At 47.2% G+C, this 21645-nt stretch carries 12 protein-coding genes; all 12 read right to left on the bottom strand.

The genetic code is table 11. The annotated features are described in order from the left end of the window. Positions 1-5 precede the first annotated feature (5 nt). On the bottom strand, positions 6-575 hold the full coding sequence (locus GWR21_RS24545; protein ID WP_162334265.1) for an anthranilate synthase component II: 570 nt from the start codon (positions 573-575) through the stop codon (positions 6-8). A 1-nt stretch (position 576) separates the two neighbouring features. Continuing rightward, entirely contained in the window at positions 577-1986 is a 1410-nt protein-coding gene (locus tag GWR21_RS24540; RefSeq protein WP_162334264.1) for an anthranilate synthase component I family protein, read from the bottom strand. Positions 1987-2324: 338 nt separating this feature from the next. Then, complete coding sequence (gene hisB / locus GWR21_RS24535; RefSeq protein WP_162334263.1) at positions 2325-3461, bottom strand: bifunctional histidinol-phosphatase/imidazoleglycerol-phosphate dehydratase HisB; 1137 nt, start codon at positions 3459-3461, stop codon at positions 2325-2327. A 73-nt stretch (positions 3462-3534) separates the two neighbouring features. Next, on the bottom strand, positions 3535-4590 hold the full coding sequence (gene hisC, locus GWR21_RS24530) for a histidinol-phosphate transaminase (RefSeq protein ID WP_162334262.1): 1056 nt from the start codon (positions 4588-4590) through the stop codon (positions 3535-3537). Positions 4591-4602: 12 nt separating this feature from the next. Further along, complete coding sequence (gene hisD, locus GWR21_RS24525) at positions 4603-5892, bottom strand: histidinol dehydrogenase (RefSeq protein ID WP_162334261.1); 1290 nt, start codon at positions 5890-5892, stop codon at positions 4603-4605. Positions 5893-5978: 86 nt separating this feature from the next. Further along, on the bottom strand, positions 5979-6833 hold the full coding sequence (gene hisG / locus GWR21_RS24520) for an ATP phosphoribosyltransferase (RefSeq protein ID WP_162334260.1): 855 nt from the start codon (positions 6831-6833) through the stop codon (positions 5979-5981). Between the two features lie 227 nt (positions 6834-7060). Further along, a complete protein-coding gene (gene bglX, locus GWR21_RS24515) occupies positions 7061-9316 on the bottom strand; it encodes a beta-glucosidase BglX (protein ID WP_162334259.1) in 2256 nt (751 codons plus the stop codon). Positions 9317-9369: 53 nt separating this feature from the next. Next, entirely contained in the window at positions 9370-10944 is a 1575-nt protein-coding gene (locus GWR21_RS24510) for an MGH1-like glycoside hydrolase domain-containing protein (RefSeq protein WP_162334258.1), read from the bottom strand. Further along, positions 10926-11906, bottom strand: a complete 981-nt coding sequence (locus GWR21_RS24505; protein ID WP_162334257.1) for a pectinesterase family protein — start codon at positions 11904-11906, stop codon at positions 10926-10928. The genes GWR21_RS24510 and GWR21_RS24505 overlap by 19 nt, the downstream gene beginning before the upstream one ends. 138 nt (positions 11907-12044) lie before the next feature. After that, positions 12045-14837 (bottom strand): family 78 glycoside hydrolase catalytic domain, encoded by a 2793-nt coding sequence (locus GWR21_RS24500; protein WP_162334256.1) that lies wholly within the window; start codon positions 14835-14837, stop codon positions 12045-12047. 4 nt (positions 14838-14841) lie between these two features. After that, complete coding sequence (locus tag GWR21_RS24495) at positions 14842-17223, bottom strand: glycoside hydrolase family 2 TIM barrel-domain containing protein (protein ID WP_238429990.1); 2382 nt, start codon at positions 17221-17223, stop codon at positions 14842-14844. A 12-nt stretch (positions 17224-17235) separates the two neighbouring features. Then, positions 17236-21606 carry a glycosyl hydrolase gene (locus GWR21_RS24490; protein WP_162334254.1) on the bottom strand — a complete coding sequence of 1457 codons (4371 nt, stop codon included), beginning with the start codon at positions 21604-21606 and terminating at the stop codon, positions 17236-17238. Positions 21607-21645 lie beyond the last annotated feature (39 nt).

Below are 21645 nucleotides of genomic sequence, written 5' to 3'. Positions count from 1 at the left end.
GGAATTTAAGCGTTCAACCAGTTACGGAGTATTTGTTCTCCTTTTGGCGTCAGTACGCTTTCAGGATGGAACTGTACACCACTTACATCATAGGTATTATGTTGCAGTGCCATGATAAAATCATTGTCGTCTTTTGCTGTGATGGTCAGCGCTGCCGGCAATGTACTTTCATCAACTACCCATGAGTGATACCGGCCTACTTCCAGTTGATCGGGCAGGCCATTGAACAGCCTTCCGTCTCTTGCAATGATGTTCACATTGGTAGCGACACCATGGTATACCTCTTTGAGATTGATCAGCTTCGCACCGAAAGCCTCTCCGATAGCCTGCTGACCGAGACATACGCCGAAGATGGATTTGCTGGCCGCATATTCTTTGATCAGTGGCAGCAGCAGCCCCGCTTCTTCAGGAATGCCAGGTCCGGGAGAGAGGATGATCTTATCATAGTCTTTTACTTTCTCCAATGGAATTTCATCATTGCGTACCACGGTCACTTTTCCATTGATGATCTTTTCCACCAGGTGTACCAGGTTGTAGGTAAAAGAGTCGTAATTATCAAACACCAGAATGTTCATGTCAGATATTTTGAGCCAGGATAATTGCCTGTTTTAATGCATTCAGTTTATTGTTCACTTCTTCCAGTTCAGAAGCAGCTACGGACTTGGCAACTACACCAGCACCTGCCTGGTAGTACAGCGTATTTGCTTTACTGAGTATGGAGCGGATCATGATAGCATGGTTGAAATCGCCGTTGAAACCAACGGAGCCGATACATCCACCATAGAAGCCACGTGCAGTAGGTTCATTTTCATCGATGATCTCCATTGCCCTGTACTTAGGTGCGCCGGATAAAGTACCTGCCGGGAATGTGGCGGCCAGTAGTGAGAACGGATTCAGACCAGGCTGGATCTTACCAGACACTTCGCTTACCAGGTGGATCACGTGTGAGTAGTATTGGATCTGCCTGTAAGACTCCACTTCTACATCTGTGGCCAGTCTGCTGAGGTCATTTCTTGCCAGGTCCACCAGCATTACGTGTTCTGCATTCTCCTTCGGATCTTCCAGGAGTCTGGCAGCCAGTTCACGGTCCTGTTCATCATTACCGGTACGTTTGAAAGTACCTGCGATAGGATGGATAATAGCTTTATTGTCTTTGATGATCAGCTGTGCTTCCGGAGAGGAGCCCATCAGTTTATAATCACCGTAATCGAAGAAGAAGAGATAAGGAGAAGGGTTAATGGAACGGAGTGCGCGATATACATTGAATTCATCACCTTTGAACTGTTGCTGGAAAGCTCTGGAGAGTACTACCTGGAACACATCTCCGCGGAAGCAGTGTTGTTTACCTTTTTCGACGATGTCCATATACTGTTCATTCGTCAGGTTACTCTTTTCTGCTCCTTCTGCCCTGAAGCTGTAGTTAGGAACATCTTTTTGTCTGATCAATGATTCAATGTTCTCAAATTCGCTGTCAAGGCCGTCTACCATGTTCTCGCATAGATACAGTTCATCCTTGAAGTGATTGATGGCGATTACATATTGGTAGAACCGGTAGCGCATCAGCGGGATGGTATTCCCGTTCTGCTTGTCCTTGTTAAATTCTATCGTTTCGAAAAACTGTACAGAATCGAATGTGCTGTATCCGAAAAGGCTGTGTACAACGGGTAGTACTGGTTTGTCAGCAAAAGAGAAGTTACCGAGGAACTTCTGCAACTCATCCAGCACGCTTTGTTTGTTCTTCAGTTGTTTCCTTTCTGGCGGGAGGTTAGGATACTTGAATTCAAAATCCTTTGTGCTGGTTACTTCTATACCTGCTATAGGCTGGATACATATGAAGGAGAAGCTATTTTCGCTGGCACGATAGTCTGTACTTTCCAGCAGTACAGTACCAGGAAATTTGTCGCGGAGTCGCAGATAAATACCAACAGGCGTGAACACGTCTGCCAGCATTTTCTTGAATTTTGATTTGACTTGAATACTACCCATTGGATTTGTGATTGAGTTTTGTTGGGTGACTATCTGAAAAACGAAGAAGGCCCGCTGTGTAACAGCGGGCCTTCCAATTATATCTCATTACGAAACATGGCACTGTAACACACTATCAGGATCTGATATTGTGCCACCACCAACGCTTGTTTGTAATAATTGCTATCATGATTTAATTTCTTGCGGAACAAATATCCGGTGTTTTTTGAAAACATGCAAATTTTTTTTGAGATTCTTTGCGAAGTGATAAGTTCAGGGGGATTTATTGATTTTCCATCAATAATCCGCTGCTTTATTGCTTCTGTATAGTCAGATAAGCCCACCGGGATCAGCAGTCACTACAATACACCTTTGGTACTTGGTAGCTGCATATTCATCGGGTTACGCTTTACCGCCATTTTGATCGCTTTGGCGAATACCTTGAATATAGCTTCTATCTTATGGTGTTCGTTGTCGCCTTCTGCTTTGATGTTCAGATTGCATTTCGCAGCATCAGAGAAGGATTTGAAGAAATGGAAGAACATTTCTGTTGGCATCTCTCCTATTTTCTCCCGACTGAACTTCGCGTCCCATACGATCCAGTTACGGCCACCAAAGTCAATGGCAGCCTGTGCGAGACAATCATCCATGGGTAAGCAGAAACCATAGCGTTCAATACCTCTCTTGTCCGCCAGCGCCTGAGCCATTGCTTCACCCAGTGCCAGACCGGTATCTTCAATGGTGTGGTGCTCATCAATATGCAGGTCACCTTTAGCTTTTACTGTCATATCAATACTGCCATGACGGGCGATCTGGTCCAGCATATGATCAAAGAAACCCAGACCAGTGCTGATGTCGGCCTTACCGGTACCGTCCAGGTTCAGCGAGATCGTGATATCGGTTTCTTTGGTGGTACGGGTATGTGTCACTGTACGCAGTCCTACTTTCAGGAACTCATAGATCTTCTCCCAGTCAGTAGATTCCAGTGCAATGGTATCTTTCAGTGCAGCTGCATCTTCATTTACTTCAGCGCCACCCAGGCCGGTACCTTCATTGATCCAGATCGCTTTTGCACCCAGGTTCTTTGCCAGTTGTACATCAGTGATACGGTCGCCTATTACGAAGGAATTAGCGAGGTCATATCCGGGAGAGAAATATTTAGTCAGCATACCTGTGCGTGGTTTACGCGTAGGTGCATTTTCATGCGGAAAAGAGCGATCGATGTAGATGGCATCAAACTTCACACCTTCATTCTCGAAAGCACGCAGGATGAAGTTTTGTGCAGGCCAGAAATCAGCTTCAGGAAAGCTGTTGGTACCCAAACCGTCCTGGTTGGTCACCATAGCCAGTTCATAATCCAGCTCAGCCGCGATGCGTGCCAGCCAGGTAAACACCTTCGGATAGAATTCAACTTTTTCAAGGCTGTCGATCTGATAAGTAGGCGGTACTTCCTTGATCATGGTACCGTCCCTGTCTATAAAGAGGACTCTTTTCATTATACTGTTATTACGGCGCTTTGTGTTTGTAATGCCGGCAGCGGTACTGCCAGTGATCATTTAGCAACTGCTATCAGGCAGTTACGGGAACCTGTGCAATAGTTTCCAGCAGAACGGTATTTTCTTCCGGCGTACCTACAGTGATACGTAAGCAACCATTACAGAGCTCTACTTTGGAACGGTCACGTACGATGATCCCTTTTGCCACCAGGTGATTGTAGATACCTTTTGCATCGGTGGTCTTTGCCAGCAGGAAGTTAGCATCACTCGGATATACTTCCAGTACCTGTTTCAGACTGATCAGACCTGCAGCCAGTTTATCTCTTTCCACAACAGTTTCACGGATCCATTCGTTCACCTGTACGATATTATCAAGCGCTACCAGTACTAAATCCTGTGCGGCCTGATTGATATTATAGGGCGGTTTCACCTTGTTGAGTACATTGATGATATCCTCTCCTGCGAATGCCATACCCACACGTAAAGCCGCCAGTCCCCAGGCTTTAGACAGGGTCTGCATCACTACGAGATTAGGGTATTCGGTCAGTTCGGAGATAAATGTTTTCTGGCGGGCAAAATTGATATAGGCTTCATCCACGACAACAAGGCCATCAAAGTTGTTCAGGATCATTTCTATATCATCGCGGTTAATAGAGTTACCGGTAGGATTGTTCGGAGAACAGATAAAGATCATTTTTGTGTGCTCATCAACGGCTTCCTGCAGGGCAGCCATGTCAATCTGGTAATCGGGTGTCAGTGACACTTTTCTTACGATCACATCGTTGATATTGGCACTTACCTCATACATACCGTATGTTGGAGGAAAGATCACCACGTTATCAACACCCGGACGACAGAAAGAACGGTACAGCACATCAATCACCTCATCACTACCATTACCGAGGAAGATGTTCTGCGGAGGTACGCCTTTAATATCGGCCAGTTTATATTTCACTTTCCACTGCATCGGGTCCGGATAGCGGTTGTAGTTGACCGGTAACGGAGAACCGAAGCTGTTCTCATTGGCATCAAGAAAGATAGAAGCTTCTCCCTTAAATTCATCCCTGGCGGTGGAGTAAGGCACCAGGCGTTTTATATTATCGCGTAGTAAGCTATTGAGATCGAACATTGTAGTAGGTTTTTATGATTGAGCTGCTTGTTTCAAACGTACAGTTACCGCATTCTTGTGTGCATCCAGACCTTCAGCAGCAGCCATGGTCTCGATGGTAGCACCTATCTGCTGTAATCCTTCCCGGGTGAGTCGCTGGAAAGTGATCTTCTTCACAAAACTATCCAGGGACACGCCACTGTACGCAGTAGCATAACCATTGGTAGGCAGGGTATGATTCGTACCGGAAGCATAATCACCTGCGCTTTCAGGAGAGTAATTACCCAGGAATACGGAACCTGCATTGATCACCGCATCAGCTACAGCGATATCATCTTTACATGCTACGATCAGGTGTTCAGGTGCATAGGCGTTCAGCAGTTCCATTGCCTCTGTAGTATCCTTCACCAGTATGATACGGCTGTTTTCCAGTGCACGGGCAGCAATATCTTTTCTTGGTAACTGCGCCAGCTGGGCATCCACTTCCTTCTGTACTTCGGCGATAATCTCAGCAGCTGTTGTTACCAGTAATACCTGGCTATCCGGACCATGTTCTGCCTGAGACAGCAGGTCAGCAGCCACAAATGCGGGTACACATGTTTCATCTGCCAGTACTGCTACTTCCGAAGGCCCTGCGGGCATGTCTATTGCAACACCGCTTTTATTCACCAGCTGTTTTGCACAGGTCACATACTGGTTACCCGGACCAAAGATCTTGTGTACACGTGGTATACTTTCTGTACCATATGCCATTGCACCGATGGCCTGTACACCGCCTATTTTAAACACGCGTTCGATCCCTACTTCCTGTGCCGCAAATAATATCGCAGGATGTACTTCCCCAGCTGCGTTGGACGGTGTGCACAGCACGATCTCCCTGCAACCTGCGATCATTGCAGGAATACCGAGCATCAGTATTGTAGAGAACAATGGTGCAGAACCGCCCGGAATGTACAGTCCTACTTTTTCAATAGCGACCGGCTTACGCCAGCATTGTACGCCTGGCATTGTCTCTATGATCTTACTGTGTTCCTGCTGTGCCTTGTGAAACACTTCAATATTATGTTTCGCCTGAAGGATGGCTTTCTTCAGCGCTGCATCCAGTGCAGCTGTTGCTTTTGCAAACTCCGCCTGTGACACTTCGAGTGCATCAAGCGTTACTTTGTCAAACTGCTGTGCATAGCTGCGTACAGCGGCATCGCCTTCCTGCTTAACAGCAGCGAGTATATTTCCTACACTGGTTTCCAGTGCTGTTGTATCTAAGACCGGTCTTTGCAACAATTCCGGCCATTGCGAACGCTCCGGATATTTGAAGAATTGCATTCTTAATTAGGAATTAGGAATTACGAATTAGGAATTGCCTATCACAACTCCAGTTCTATTGAGAATAGTGTGCGCGCTGGCAATCACTACATGATCATCTTTTCGATCGGCACTACCAGGATGCCCTGTGCACCTGCCGCTTTCAGGTTTTCGATGATATCCCAGAAAGCGTTTTCATTCAGCACGGAGTGTACGGAGCTCCAGCCTTCTTCTGCCAGTGGCAGTACGGTAGGGCTCTTCATTCCCGGCAGCAGTTTAATGATCTCGTCCAGTTTATCATTAGGAGCGTTCAGCAGTACATACTTGTTGTTTTTTGCTTTCTTCACTGCCTGTATGCGGAATAACAGTTTCTGTAACAATGCGTCCTGTTCGGGCGTCAGGCTGCTATTGCTGATCAGTGCTGCTTCAGATTTCAGGATCACCTGTACTTCTTTAAGACCGTTCATGAACAGGGTCGAACCACTGCTTACGAGGTCACAGATCGCATCTGCCAGACCGATACCAGGAGCGATCTCCACGGAACCGCTGATCTCGTGGATCTCTGCGCTTATCTTGTGTTCATCCAGGAATTGCTGTAATATCACGGGATAGCTGGTAGCAATACGGAGTTTATCCATATCCTGCACACCATTGTATTCCACTGTTTTTGGCACTGCCAGGGAGAGGCGGCATTTACCAAAACCCAGTTTCTCTGCAATGCTTACGGTACGACCTTTTTCAATGATCACGTTTTCACCTACGATACCTATATCGGCTACGCCGTCTTCAACGTATTGCGGAATATCATCATCACGCAGGAAGAATACTTCCAGGGGGAAGTTGCTGGCTTCCGTTTTCAGTTTATTAACACCGTTGTTAATGTCTATACCACATTCTTTCAACAGTTTGATGGAGTCGTCGTGCAAACGACCGGATTTCTGAATTGCGATTCTCAGTTTCATGTTTTTAACAATATTCCGGTGAAAACGAAAAAGGGGCTCACCGTTTGGTAAGCCCCTGATTATGTTCTAATTTCTTTATTATTTAGTACATAAAATCATCCCAGCCTACCTGCGCGGTAAGAATGATGGTGATGATGTGTATGTACGGTAATGTTCATATTTTCTAATAATGATGCGAAGGTAATAACTATTTTGAATAATCAAACTAATTTTTGCTATACCGGGCATTATTTTAATGTGAAGCCTGCCGACTGGACATCTCTGCTGTTAGTACCTACAAATACCGTAAAATCGCCTGGTTCTGCCTTCCATCGCATATCCTTATCATAGAACTTAAGGTCATCCTCAGAGATCTCGAAGGTAACCGTCTGTGTCTCGCCTTTGGCAAGGGCTATCTTTTTATAGCCTTTGAGCTCTTTTACCGGGCGGGTAACAGAGCCGACGAGGTCGCGGATATACAGTTGTACCACCTCTTCCCCGTTATAGTTCCCGCTGTTAGTGACCGGAATGCTCACCTGTAGCTTGTCACCGGCGGTGAGCTGTTGTTTGCTCAGTTTCACTTCCCCGTAAGTGAACTTTGTATAACTCAGTCCGTAACCGAAGGGGTACAACGGATCGTTCTCTGTATCTAAATACTTGGTGGAGTATTTATTATACGGGTTCATGGGGCGGCCGGTATTCTTATGGTTATAGTAGACCGGTATCTGTCCAACGTTACGGGGGAAGCTCATCGTGAGTTTACCAGCCGGGTTATAATCTCCGAACAGGACAGCAGCAATAGCGTCACCCGCCTTTGTACCCAGGAACCATGTTTCGAGTATGGCGGGGATATGGGCATCTTCCCATTCCAGCGTCAGCGGACGGCCATTCATCAGTACCAGTACTACCGGCTTACCCGTAGCGTATACGGCCCTGAGCAGCTGCTGCTGATTCTCCGGAATGCTGATGTTTGATCTGCTGGCAGCTTCTCCGGTCATTCCCTGCGATTCACCCAGCGCCATCAGGACTATATCCGACTGCTTCGCCAGTTCAACAGCAGCCGCCAGCATTTGCTGGCTGTCAGTGGTATCAGCTGCATCCAGCCGCTGTTTCTGGGTAGCACGTTTGTAGAGGGTGGTATCAGCAGTATAATGAGCACCAGGCAGGTACTGCACATTCACTGACCGTTTCTTCAACGCTTCCAGCAATGTCACTGCTCTGGTGTAGTCGCCCGCTGCTGACCAGTTGCCGATCATATCCCGCTGACTGTTGGCCAGAGGACCGATCAGTGCGATCTTCGCTTCTTTCTTCAGTGGTAACAGCTGGTTTTCATTTTTCAGCAGGACAATAGAACGCTCAGCTATTTTTTGGGCAGCAGCCAGGTTTTCGGCGGACATGATCTCTTTTGCAGCCCTTTCATTGTCACAATATTTGAACGGGTCCTTGAATAGTCCCAGGTCATACTTGGCAGCCAGGATGTGGTATACAGCACTGTCAATTGTCTTCTGCGTAACTTTTCCATCCTTTAGCAGTTTTTTGAGCTGCCCGGCGAAGATCCCGCCCTGCATATCCATGTCTACACCTGCGTTCAGCGCTGCGGCCCCGGCTTCGTACTCGTCCTTTACATTGCCATGGGCAATCATTTCGTTGATCGAGGTATAATCCGTCACCACAAATCCTTTAAAACCCCAGTCCCTTCTCAGCAGGTCAGTCAGCAGCCATTTATTGGCGGTCGCCGGGGTCCCGTCTATCTCGTTAAAAGAGGTCATAACCGTTGCCACTCCGGCGTCAATGGCCGCCTTATAGGGAGGCAGATAGTACTGGTACATCTCGCGTCGGCTCATATCCACCGTGTTATAGTCACGGCCTGCCTGTACGGCACCGTATAAGGCAAAGTGTTTCACACAGGCCAGCAGGGTGTTATTAGCCGACAGGTCTGACCCCTGATACCCTTTCACCTTTGCCTTCGCCACCTGTACACCATACCAGGTATCTTCCCCTACACCTTCCGCCACCCGTCCCCAGCGTGGGTCACGCGCGATGTCTACCATGGGGGAATACGTCCATTGCAGCCCATCAGCGCTGGCTTCCTGAGCGGCGATCCTGGCACTCTGTTCCAGCAGGGCCATATCCCAGGTGCAGGCTTCTCCCAGGGGAATAGGGAAAATGGTCTTATGTCCATGAATGACGTCATAGCCAAACAGCAATGGTATCTTCAACCGCGTGTTCATCGCCATTTCCTGTAACTGACGGGTATATTGGGGGGTATATGCATTGAATATAGCGCCACAGAGGCCGGCTTCAATGTCTTTCTTATACCCCGGCTTCATGAATGGCCCGGTAACGTCCATGTCGCTGGTCAGCAGGTTCAACTGGCCTATCTTTTCGTCCAGCGTCATGCGTTTGATAAGATTATTCACGAAGGCCTGCTTCGGGGTTTGTGCCTTGACGCTGAGGGTTGCTAGTAGCAGGGCGGCTACCAGCAAGCGTTTCGGGTTCTTCATAACTGTGTTGTTTTGAGTTTATACGTAGGGGCTAAAGGTAGGAAAAGTTTGGATTACACCCCTTTCACCAACACCTGCTTTAGCTCCTTGCCCTTATATGCTTCTTTTCCATTGACTAAAATCCTCAAACCCTTTCCTTTCCCATACTTCTCACCTGTCTTGTCCCATATCACGCTCACCACTCTCCCATGATATGGCACACCTTCCAGATAAAACCAGTCCCATTTTCCTTTAGGTATCAACGGATACAACTCCAGCTTATCATCCGTCCGCGGCTTGATACCGATCAGATCATTGATCACCAGGTCACAAAAACCGGAGTGGTTATAATAACTACTTCTTGGATCATCTCCCTTTAACCAATAACCTGTACGTTCATCCTGATACTCTCCGAGATAAGGTTCTCCATTTTTCTGATGAGAACGGGCATAGACCTGTAATGCATGATAATATACGGCTGCCGTCATGCCATCTTTATGTGTATAACGGGTCAGCAAATTGGCTAATCCCTTTAACGTCTGTGTTGTAGCGAACGGCCATACAGGTCCATCCCATTCGCAGCCACCACTACCATGAGAGCGGAACAGCGGATGCCGGCGTTCGGCGGTAGTCAGTCCCCAGGGGGCATTAAAACCACTGGTATCGGTCAGTTGCTCCCAGGCTTTCGCGTACTTCGCTTTATCTGCCGGCAGATCAAAATACCAGGGTATAAATCCGATCTGTTCACGCGCATTGGAAAAGCGTGTTTCGGCAGTACCTTTTACCACCTGCCTTACTTTAAAAAACGCTGCGGTATCATCCCATAATTTTGTCTGCACCAGTTGCCTGATCTTTTGTGCATCTGCTACATAACGGGTACGTAATGTGTCGTTACCGGACAATGCTGCCATCTTTGCCAATGCGACTGCATTCCCATACATGTAGCTGCTGATAGTCGGACGTGTATGCTTTTCGCGACGTGCCCCACTGATAGATTCTTCCATGCCATCCTTCACATCAAACTGCCAGAACAAACCATCAGATAACCTTTTCTCGGTTTCCCATAACCGGTAATCTGCATCCATGGCAGGCAACAGCTCCTTCACAAAGCTGCTGTCCCTATCCACCAGGAAGCGACTGTACACGGCATCAGCTGCCCAGCTGCTGAACTGATGAAAACGGGGTGCTTTCTGTTGTACATCTTTCAGGTACCAGTACTGGATATACTGATCTATATACTGTTTATCCCGCAGCCACCGGCCTTCATACACGTGATGTCCAAAAGCGCAGCTAAGGGCATTGAACCGGCCGGCATGTTTAACGGGGGTAATGAATTCAGTGAAGATAAATCCGTCCGGTGTTTCTTTCAGATGTTTACGAAATGTCCACCAGCGATAATAATAAGTCTGTTCGATCGTACTGTCCGGGCATTCAAGTAAGGGTACATTTTGCTGAAGCCAGTCATATGCACCGGCATTACTCACATAGTTCTTCACATATTCTGAATCAAGACTATTGAACCGGTCTACATACTTTTTCAGTATGTGATCCAGTGTCATTTCATTCCGGGAATGAACATTCTCCTGCTGCGCCAATAAGTGCAATGGCAGGAACAGACAAACGGCAATAATTATTTTAACGGGTCCCAAGTTCCAAATACTTTAGTCAGTGTAATATCTTTTGCTCTTTTTGCAGATAGCTGTGTGGACCATACCACGCGTTCGGCCGTCACAGCACCTGCGCCAGTGTTATTATATTCTGCATATCTCGCGGTAAGCTCATTCTCTTTTTTATCCCAGTTATGCCAGCCTTGCGGCAATATCTGTGGCCCCAACGTACAGTACATAAAGATAGTCGACGCATAGGGCCGCCATGGCCGACCAAGAAAGACCCTGGTGGCGATACTGTCCGCGGTCACCCTGCAATGACTGAATACAAAGCCATAAGGCTGATGTGGCGTAGTAGAAGCCGCTGTGATATAAGAATCTCTTTTACTGTGGATGGTGCAGCCTTCAAACCATACGGTTGAGGCACCGAAGATAAAGTCAGTCGTACCTTCTATGTAACAATCCCTGAAGTACTGTCTGCTCCCTGCGCGGCCGGCATACAGTGTATCCTGATTCCCCAGTAATCTGCAGTTCCGGAATATACAACGGTCTCCTTCCACATGCAATGCGACCGCCTGTCCCACCCGACCGGCTGCATTTTCGAAAGTGAGGTTCTCTGCGATGATATCATCTCCTGCCACGAGTACCGTATAAGAAGTGAAGGTGCCGAATTTATCCCTGCCGGAGGGGTCTTTACCAGGGTAAGCCTTTCCGGAATAATCCGCATTGGTAATGATGGTACTATCCCTGTCTTCCCCCTGTAAGGTGATACTGCATTTCCAGGTAGGGACACACAGTTTTTCATGATATATACCCTTACGGATAAAGATCGTCACGCGGAAATAGGTAAAGTCCCTGACTGCATTCACCGCCTCCTGGATAGTCCTGTAGTCACCTGTACCATCTGCTGCCACCACCAACCGGGCACGGGTATCCTGTGCATATCCACTTATTGACAACAACAATAGAACGGGCAGGAAAATGACGGAAAAGCATTGCTTCATAACACGGAATTTGATTACACACAGTATCGGACAAGCTATAAAAAATCAGCTGTTTTAGAAAGCCGTCAGATAGGTTTATTTACGCAATCGTTACCGGAGGTGTTGGTTGTACCTGGGTAATAATAAAGTAATGCAGCATCAATTAAAGGGAGCAGCAACAATAAATACATAATCTCCTGATCCTACTTCGATGACCGCTCTACTGCCCTCATATTTACGTACCTTCACCTTGTTCTTCCCGCCAGGAGATGAACCCGTTTCTTTTATATCAGCACCTTTTGTGGCAGGGAGTCTGACAACTGCTGTGCTATTAGGAGGAATACTAATACGGAATATCACCTGCGTATCCTTCTTCTCCCACTCGCTCCGAACCGTTCCATAAGGGGTATTATAAGCCGTTTTAACCCATGTAATGTCGCCAACCACCTCGGGACTTATCTGAACCCGCCTATAGCCAACGCCGCCCGGAAATTGCGTAATTCCTCCTAATCCCGTATAAAACCATTCCATCAGGTGCCCCAGCATCAGGTGATTATTAGATACCTGTTCCCAGGCAGCCCAGGATTCTGTTAACGTCGTCGCACCCTTGGCCAGCTGAAAACCGTATCCGGGCACGTCACTACGGTTATTCATTTCATACAACAGATCAGCAGCGCCGCCTTCCTGTAGCGCCTGCACAAGGAAATGAAAACCAATATCTCCGGCTGTCAGTTTCTTACCCTGCTGACGAATAGCATCTACCAGGTTATCAAATACGGCCTGACGATACGGTGCATCTACCAGCCCTACACACAACGGCATGGCCATAGCGGTTTGACTACCGGTTGCATACACCCTGGTCGCTGTATTAAAATAAGCTTTATTAAAAGCGTCTTTCACTGATATTGCCAATGCATTCCATTGCATTGCATCGGATGGCTTACCTAACAATGTTGCCATCTTACCTGCCAATATAAGATCATAGTAGTAGATAGCCGTCGCTGTCACTCCTTTAGGCGTCAACTGCGCCACGCCCGGACGCTGGGGCCCAATATCAAACCAGTCTCCGAGTCCGTAGGACAATAAGTTCTTCTCTGTTTTTGTTCCCAGGTATTCCACATACTTTTTCACCATCGGATAAGCATCCTTTAAAACAGTCTTATCTCCATACCAGGAATACATCAGCCAGGGCACGATCACACCTGCGCTCCCCCATTCAGGAGAATCCCTGAAACCATAACCGTTATCATCAAAGAAAACGAACTCCGGCGCTATATCAGGGATCAGGCCATCCTTTGTCTGTGCATCCTGCATATCCCGTATCAGCTTACGGTATAGCAGATCAATATCATAACTGTACTGTATGGCATTACCCATCAGGTAGTCCTGCTCCAACCAGCTAAGCTTTTCCCTGTGGGGGCAATCTGTCAACACACTCTGCATGTTACTTTTAATAGCCCATAGTATTAAGGTATGTATACGATTGAATAGATCATTCGAACAGGAGAAACTTCCATTATCAGGTGACGCGTTCCGCGTATGCAGCAAATTAAGCTGCGCTACAGCCGGCACATCACTTTTATCGCTGGCAGTATCTGGTGCAGCTCCTTCCATTTGTACATAACGGAACCCGTAGTAACTAAACTTAGGACGCCATATTTCTTCCCCCTCTCCCTTTAAAGTATAACTAAAATAATAAGGGCCACCGGTAGCTTTCTGATTGGCCAGCTTATCATCTTTTATCAGTTCAGCAGGAATCAGTTTAACAGTTTGTCCTTTCTTTCCTTTCACCTTTAGCTCAATGATACCGGAAACATTCTGGCCGAAATCATACATATACACACCTTTCTTTGGTTGTGTAATATGCTGCGCTGGCAAGACCTCCATTACCTTCACCGGATAGTCTTCCTCTGGCAGCAAGCGCTTTTCAGTAGCCTTCACGCGTATAGCAGATTGCCACTGCGCATCATTGAAACCCGGCTGATCCCAGCCAGCCTGTTCCATGCCGGCATCATAATCTTCTCCGCCATAAATACTACTGAAAGTAACGGGTGACGGACTTGTTTTCCAGTCTGCCCCCGAAATAATATTTGTCGTCCTTCCGTCTTCGTATGTAATCTGCAGGCGGCAGATCATTCTTGGCATCCCATATGCAATTGACAGTTTGCGATAACGCTCCTTATTCACATTGAAGAAACCGTTACCAACTATGACACCCAATGCATTATCACCTTGTTTTACCTGCTTCGTCACATCATATGTATTGTACAAAACGGTTTCCCTGTAATGCGTCCAACCGGGTGCAAGGAAATTATCTCCTAACTTCATACCATTGAGACTCGCTTCATAATGCCCCAAACCACTGATGAACAATAAAGCGCTTTTTATATTACCATTTGCCTGAAAGGTCTTTCTGAACAAGGGTACTACAGGTCGCTGTCTTGCCTTATGTTTCTGATAAAATTTATCAGTACCATTATGTACCCCCGGTACAACCAACATAGAGTCTGGCAGCTCTTCATACCCGATCCATTGTGCTTCTTTCCAGTCAGCCGCTGTTGCTAACGCGGTGGTAAAACAAGCGACCCGGCTCCAACCGGAAGTACGGCCATTCTTATCCCACACCTGCACACGCCAATAATAAGTATGTGCCGGTTGTAAAGCCGTATTTATCACACCCTGCGCCACACTAGAGGACTGATCTTCACTCACCACACGTTTACCTGTATGTACAGGCATATTTAATGTAGTACTATCATCAGACAATTGTAACTGGTATCCCTGTTGTATGCAGTTATTATAAGCAGCGCTCAGTTGCCAGCTAAAACGTGGTGTGAGCTGCGTTCCGACCGGACAGATCTTATTATTTGTCTTCAGATTAATTACCTGTAGCTGCTGTGCTATACCCTTCGTTGATAGAAAGAGTAACAATATGGCGGGGTATTTCTTCATATCGTCATTCGTTTGGCTGAGTAGATGTGATCTTTACCTGTGTGGCCGGCAGGTCAGCTGCATTTACCTGTAGGGTAATATCCCCGGGCTGTTTATCTGATTTTATGATCACCAGACATTTGCCTCTCCATGCCTTTCGCTGTGACAGCTGATAGCTTTCCGTACTCATAGGGTTAGCATTGCCGACACCCACTATCGTACCTGGACCGCTGATACTGAATTTTAATAACGCATCTGCATCGGGCACTATATTACGAGCTGCATCCTGCAAGGTGATGGTAACATAACTCAGGTCCTGACCATTGGCAACGATCTGTTGTCTGTCAGTAGTCAGCTTTAGTTGTGTGACCTTGCCAGCGGTATTCAATGCTACCTCTTTTGATCTCTTTTTCCCATTATACCCTACCACACTCAGCTTTCCCGGGGAATAAGGCACCTGCCATGCCGCCATAAACTTACCAGAACGACCGGCAGTCCTGCGGCCGAGGGATCGGCCATTAAGAAATAACTCTGCCGCTTCATAAGATGTGTAGACTGTTACATCTAATGGCTTACCTTCATATCCTGTCCAGTTCCATGAGTCTCTTGCATCATGCCATTCCCATTGGCTCCATTCCACCTTATGTGCATTTGTATCAAAAGATGGTACTGGCGGTTTTACAAATAATGATAACTGCTCCGGCATCCACAATGCATCTCTGTAGTAAGACTGAGGCCGTTTCCATCCACACACATCTATATCACCGCAATAAGCAAGATGCCAGGGATAAAATGACTGACGCTGGGGGTATCCCAGCCAACCTATACTTGCCTCTCCGATGTAATCGAAAGCCGTCCACACGAAATCCCCGATCACCCATGGATGATCGGTCACTTCCATCCAGTAATCAGCCGCTTCTATCGCAAATGACTCGGTTGCCATCATCACACGTTGCGGCACTCTTTCATGATCTTCCACATACTTTGTACGGGCGTAGTTATAACCAGCTATATCCAGCGTGGCCAGGAAAGTATCCTTATCTGGTGCTATACCATTCACACCACACGTGACAAAGCGGGTTGTATCTATACTGCGGATATGGTCACGCAGCATGCGCGCCACTTTTGCGACTTCAGGCTTCTCCCGATGCGGAATTTCATTACCGGTACTCCACATGATCACAGATGGATGGTTCCTGTCACGATATAACATACTCTCCAGATCACGCTGCCACCATTCATTAAAGTAAAGGTGATAGTCTTCCGGATTCTTGCCATCTTTCCATATGTCAAAAGCCTCATCTATCACCAGCATTCCCAGCCTGTCGCAGGCATCAAGAAATGCAGTTGAAGGCGGATTATGTGAACAGCGGATGGCATTATAGCCACTCGCCTTCAATAATTCGACCTTTCTTTCTTCTGCTCTATCGTAAGCTTTCGCACCCAGCGGACCATTATCATGATGCACACAGCCACCTTTCAATTTAATGGTCTTTCCGTTTAACTGAAAACCATTTATCGCATCTGCAGTAATTGTACGGATCCCAAAAGGTGTTGCCAAACTATCTTTTATCATGTTATCCACATACACATAGGATACCGCTGTGTATAATACGGGAGCATTCACATCCCATAAAACCGGTGTCTTCACCTGTAATGTCTGTTGCATTACACTATCTCTGTTTGCATTAATGGCTTGCTGCCCTTTGCTTTCTGCTACAGTACGCCCTTTTGCATCCACGATGCGCGTCAGCAAGGTAGTATTTACAGCTGCCGCTGTTTCATTCTTCAACGTGGTAACTATCTGTACAGCAGCAGCCTGTTTATTCACAACAGGCGTTGTAATGAAAGTTCCCCACTGTGCGACATGCACTGGTTCAATCGTCTTTAACCATACATGGCGATAGATACCTGAACCGGCATACCAGCGACTGTTCTCGCCTTCATTTCTTACTTTCACTGTCAGTATATTATCCCTGTCATATCGCAGGTGTGGCGTGATATCATACCAAAAAGATGTATAACCATAAGGATGTTTACCCAACTTCTTACCATTGATCCAGACCTGTGCATGCATGTATACACCATCAAACTGTACTATGATCCGTTTTCCTTTATTTGAAGCAGGCATTGCAAAATGCTTACGGTACCAACCGCTACCACCTGTTGTAAAACCACCACTCACCTGACTTAATGCACCTTTATCAAATGGAGATACTGTGCCTGGCAGGTCTTCTATACTCCAGTCATGCGGCAGGGACACCTTCCTCCAGCCGGCATCGCTGAACAGTGTATCTTCTGCACCCTGTGCAGCACCACGCCAGAATAACCAGTTATCATCAAACAGCTGCACACGTTGCGCATGCGCCTTAACACAAAAAAAGAAAATCAAAGAAACTACCAACAAACAACGCGTCATCTATTTATCTTTTGTAAAGTGAAGTGTACTTTTTCCTACATCCTTTGAAGTCGCCACAGCAATACCGCGCTGGTCTTTGTTATTCACTGCGCAATAGAAATGATAAACAACTCCCTTGTGTTTAACGACAAACGATTTATGTGCAAAACGCTTGTCATATTGCTCTGTGGAACTGACCAGATCATCTCCATTCCAGTCAGTCCAGTGCATCAGGTCATATGAACAGGCGAAACGATTGAAAGCGGTAGGTCTATCCTTCCAGAAAGCACCGAAATAGAACATTACCCATAGGTTGTTCATACGTTGTATAACTGCATCTCCGGTAATGCCGGTGAAATGATCCAGTACAGGATCCTTACCAAATCTTGTCCAGTGTTCCATGTCATCTGACACGGCCATACCGATCCGTTCCTTTCCACGTTTGGGCTTCAGACTGTCTCCCTTTGCATTGTAGTACATCACAAACGGATGACCGGTTGTATGGGTCTTATCCCATATTACAGCACTCTTGTAAATGGTATTATTCTCCCACCATCCAGCGTTACTATCTGTAGCCATTAAGGCAGGTCTATCAAAACGATGCCACTCATGCGATCTCGTAATACGCTTATGTGTATTAGCAATACCAACTGATAACAACCCCTGTTCATATCCATTTTGGGCACCGCCGATATAAGTCATCCAGTGTTTGCCTTTAAAGGCACGCCATTTATAATTACCTCCCCACACATGATCCTGCAGTGAGATATAACCTGCCCGCTGGTTTTTATCCCAGGTAGTGGAACTATCAGCAAATGACATCATCTTACCTTTCGTCTTCCAGTTCAACAGGTCTTTGCTTTCTGCCAGCCATGTTTCGTAGCCACGACCTTCGTAATAAATGATATATACCATGTACCACTTCCGTCCTTTCCTGAAGATGCTCGGACAGTCCAGTTTCTTCGTACTATCCGCAGGTACCATCACCATACCGTATTTATAAGGCGTCTTTATCTCCTGATATACCTGTTGCATAACTGACTGCGCCACTTCGCCACCAGGCGTCACAATTTCCTGTTGCAGTTGCACAGGCCCCAGCAGACCGGCTTCCAGCAATGTTGTCTTATCCAGTTTCAGCGGTGCTGTTGTATGTGTGATCCGTTGCGCCACTGGCAGCGCTGTATCTCCCGTTAAACGATTTCCCCAGGTATTAGTCACCGCTACCACCAGTTCATTATTTCCGGTATGAACAGCAGCTGTGATATCAGCCTTGTAAGGCGGTGTCCAGGTAACACCACAATCAATACCATTTACTTTAACAGTGGCTATGTTAGCGACTTTACCAAGGTCAATGAACACGCGGGACATGGTATCCTGCTGAGAGGGCGACCATTCAAATGTTTTTTTGTACAAGGCCGTGCCGGAGTAATAGCGGACCTGGTCTGAAGGTTCCTTACTCCAGTCCTTTAGTTCTTTAAATAATACCGGTGATGCTGGTCCACCTGCAGTACTATCAAACTGCACTTCCCAGTCATTATTCAATGTATTAATGGTATTGTAAGATGCCCAGTTAGCCGCATGATGCATCTCACGATGCGGAGTAGGCTTACGGAAAATGACAAACAGTGAGCCGCTGGCGGGCAATTGGAGTGATAATAACGTGCGGCCATCTTTCATTTCCCAGTCACTTGCTGTACGCTGTTCCCCGGTCACGGCATCCCATAACTCAGGTAAGCGGTTGGTCACACGGAAAGAACATTCAAGCGTACGCTCCTGTTCCCGCTGATTAGAGATAAAGTAAATATCATAATCCGTGGAGGTACGATGTGTCCAGGCTACAGCACCCGCTCTGCTGCCGGAAGGCTCCTTCATTAACAGATCAGGCGCCAGTCCCAGAGATGACATCGAACTATCCTGCCATGGACCTTGTATTACGCCTTTGCCTGACAATATGATCGTACTATCAGGCGCTTCCAATGACCGTACCGGGCCATTGACCATGATCGTTGCTCCCTGAGACAACAGTCTTCTCAGGTGGAACATCGTCTCACGGGAAAGCAGATTACCTTCCGGAGACATCGCCAGGGCACCTGGTAATACTAACAGCCGGTATGCGGCTCCTCCCGGCAATATGATATTGCCGTCTTTTACGGTAGCCAGTCTTAATAAAGCGTCCTTATTAAATGAGTCATAGTGATACCCCTGTAAGGCATCTACCCAGTCAGCAGGGTCCGTAATATTCGCAGAAGCGGTTACACCCGCCGGCATTTCCCTAAGTGGGGTACCCCTGTTGGCCATACGCTTTGATTCGAAGTAACGAAGACTATCACCGAATAAGCCAGGCAACACACCTACCAGTCTTTCTGGCAGTATAGCCCTGCGTGGAATCTCTTCTCCGGTGAACACGGCTATATCCGACACAGGTCTACCCTGTTGCAATAAAGCCTGACAACGTTGTGCATAGGTTACCCATGCCTTACCAGGCTTCCACCAGGTCTGGTTGCGCTGAAAATACAGACCGACACCATCGAGTGTCATTCCGGGTTGCCGATCCGTCCATGGATTATGGGCAAATACATGGTATACCAGTTTATTGATACCCAGTGCATAGTTACGGTCCGCCAGCGATTTCAGCATGCCTGGATGTTCGTCCCAGCGCATACGTAGCTCCGTAAATGCTTCCGCCTGTACAATACGTTTACCATAGATATGCGCACCGGAAATAGCGTCCAGCATATCATTAGGTTTATCATGCGTAGGGCTGCGCAGCCAGTATTCTCCCATAGGAATATCCACCGACTGATAATGCTGCATACCATCTGCCGGAAAAACAGGCGCTACGCTTTCGGCAGTGAATGTACATCCGTGTGCGTGTGCTAACGCCGCCAGTGTATCATAAAAATGTTGTTGTACAAGATCTGTGATCGTTGTCCTGACATCATGCAGAAAGGTTTCTGACGTCTGTACGCTCTGTACAGGATAACCTGCCATAGCAGGGAGGTAACGCGTCAGATCATACCCCCGGCGTCTGCGAAATTCATCGCGAAAACTGGCTGACCAGTTCTGACTGCCACACTCCCAGCTATCCACATGAAATACCTTCAGGATACTATCTGCCAGAAAAGGCCCTATTTTACGTCTTGCTTCACCGAACCAGTGATCAAACTGGACACGTACAGCAGCACTGCTGAACTTATCGCACTCCAGTCCCTGACCAGCCCCACCGGTAGCATTGGTATGACCGGTTGATGTATGACCAATGCGTAATACGTTCCAGTTACCCGCAGGGGCTTTCCAGTGCAGCTTTCCATGAGCATCCAGTAACGATGTGAGGTCGATTATCTTATCTAACGGAATACAATCCTTGTCGGGTATCTGTTGCACAGTTGTATATGGACTAATACGCCATACTGCTCCACTTTTTCCTTCAAACTGATGAATGCGCGGCTGATCAGACATTAGCAGTCCGGCGACTTTCAGAACCGGTTTCCATTTCGCGGCATCCAGGTCCTCCGCTCCCGGTTCGGAACCTTCTTTATCGTAATAAAAACGGAAATAACGGGCAGTAACCGGTGTGATCGCATGTGTTACCGGCGCATCTGTATCCTGCCAGCCATGACGGGGCGCATCCATTTTACCGGCAGGGTGAAAATCCACACCATCATCACTTACCGCGATGCGCAAGCGATGTGACTGATAGTTGTTTCCATTAGTTACAACGGTCACCGCATAACAGGTAAACGGCTTATCATATGCGTATTGTATCCAGCAGGGTTCCTGACTCCGGAAACTTTCCCTACTGCCGGGAGATGCCAGGAATTGCGGATCTATACCGGGAAGACTGGAAGTCACTACCGGTATTTGTTTCTCTCTTACTACAACAGGAAATGCCAGAACAGCGATATCTCTATAATACTTTTCGTTGGTGAGCGGTTGAGACAAGGTATCATTAAAAGCAGTACCACCCCTGATGGTGGTAGCTGTCCAGACAACCTTCTGCATGGATTGTGCTGGTGTGATCCAGGGGCCTCCTGCCAGGGCAAATCCATCACTGAAGTGCATGCCCAGTTGTAAGCCAAGGCGTGCAGCTTCACTATGTGCAAAACGCACCATTTCCCACCAGGCAGGCGTTAACTGTTCTACCGGTGGATTAATAAAAGGAGGGTTTGCTTTTCCCTTGATGGGCATCAGGTAAGCGCCACCAATACCTGCTTCCTTCATTGCTTCCAGATCAGCCGTAATACCGGCCTTCGTTACACTCGCATGCATCCAGTACCAGAACACCCATGGCTTCGCCATAGGAGGTGGCAGCCGGAACAGGCTATCCAGTTGCTGGGCTTTACCTACATAGACACTCAGCAGCAATACGATCAACAGGCAATACTTTTTCATAACTTTTATCAGAACACTTTACTAATGAAACTTTTCTCC

Origin of the sequence: Chitinophaga agri (genome assembly GCF_010093065.1) — a bacterium.
GTDB classification, from domain to species: Bacteria; Bacteroidota; Bacteroidia; order Chitinophagales; family Chitinophagaceae; genus Chitinophaga; species Chitinophaga agri.
Note: the sequence above shows the minus strand (reverse complement) of the source record. Positions and strands in the feature narration are given on the sequence as shown.

Excerpts from the sequence above, each read along its gene's own strand:
- GWR21_RS24545 (WP_162334265.1), bottom strand. The coding sequence starts at position 575 with ATGAACATTCTGGTGTTTGATAATTACGACTCTTTTACCTACAACCTG.
- GWR21_RS24540 (WP_162334264.1), bottom strand. The coding sequence starts at position 1,986 with ATGGGTAGTATTCAAGTCAAATCAAAATTCAAGAAAATGCTGGCAGAC.
- hisB (WP_162334263.1), bottom strand. The coding sequence starts at position 3,461 with ATGAAAAGAGTCCTCTTTATAGACAGGGACGGTACCATGATCAAGGAA.
- hisC (WP_162334262.1), bottom strand. The coding sequence starts at position 4,590 with ATGTTCGATCTCAATAGCTTACTACGCGATAATATAAAACGCCTGGTG.
- hisD (WP_162334261.1), bottom strand. The coding sequence starts at position 5,892 with ATGCAATTCTTCAAATATCCGGAGCGTTCGCAATGGCCGGAATTGTTG.
- hisG (WP_162334260.1), bottom strand. The coding sequence starts at position 6,833 with ATGAAACTGAGAATCGCAATTCAGAAATCCGGTCGTTTGCACGACGAC.
- bglX (WP_162334259.1), bottom strand. The coding sequence starts at position 9,316 with ATGAAGAACCCGAAACGCTTGCTGGTAGCCGCCCTGCTACTAGCAACC.
- GWR21_RS24505 (WP_162334257.1), bottom strand. The coding sequence starts at position 11,906 with ATGAAGCAATGCTTTTCCGTCATTTTCCTGCCCGTTCTATTGTTGTTG.
- GWR21_RS24500 (WP_162334256.1), bottom strand. The coding sequence starts at position 14,837 with ATGAAGAAATACCCCGCCATATTGTTACTCTTTCTATCAACGAAGGGT.
- GWR21_RS24490 (WP_162334254.1), bottom strand. The coding sequence starts at position 21,606 with ATGAAAAAGTATTGCCTGTTGATCGTATTGCTGCTGAGTGTCTATGTA.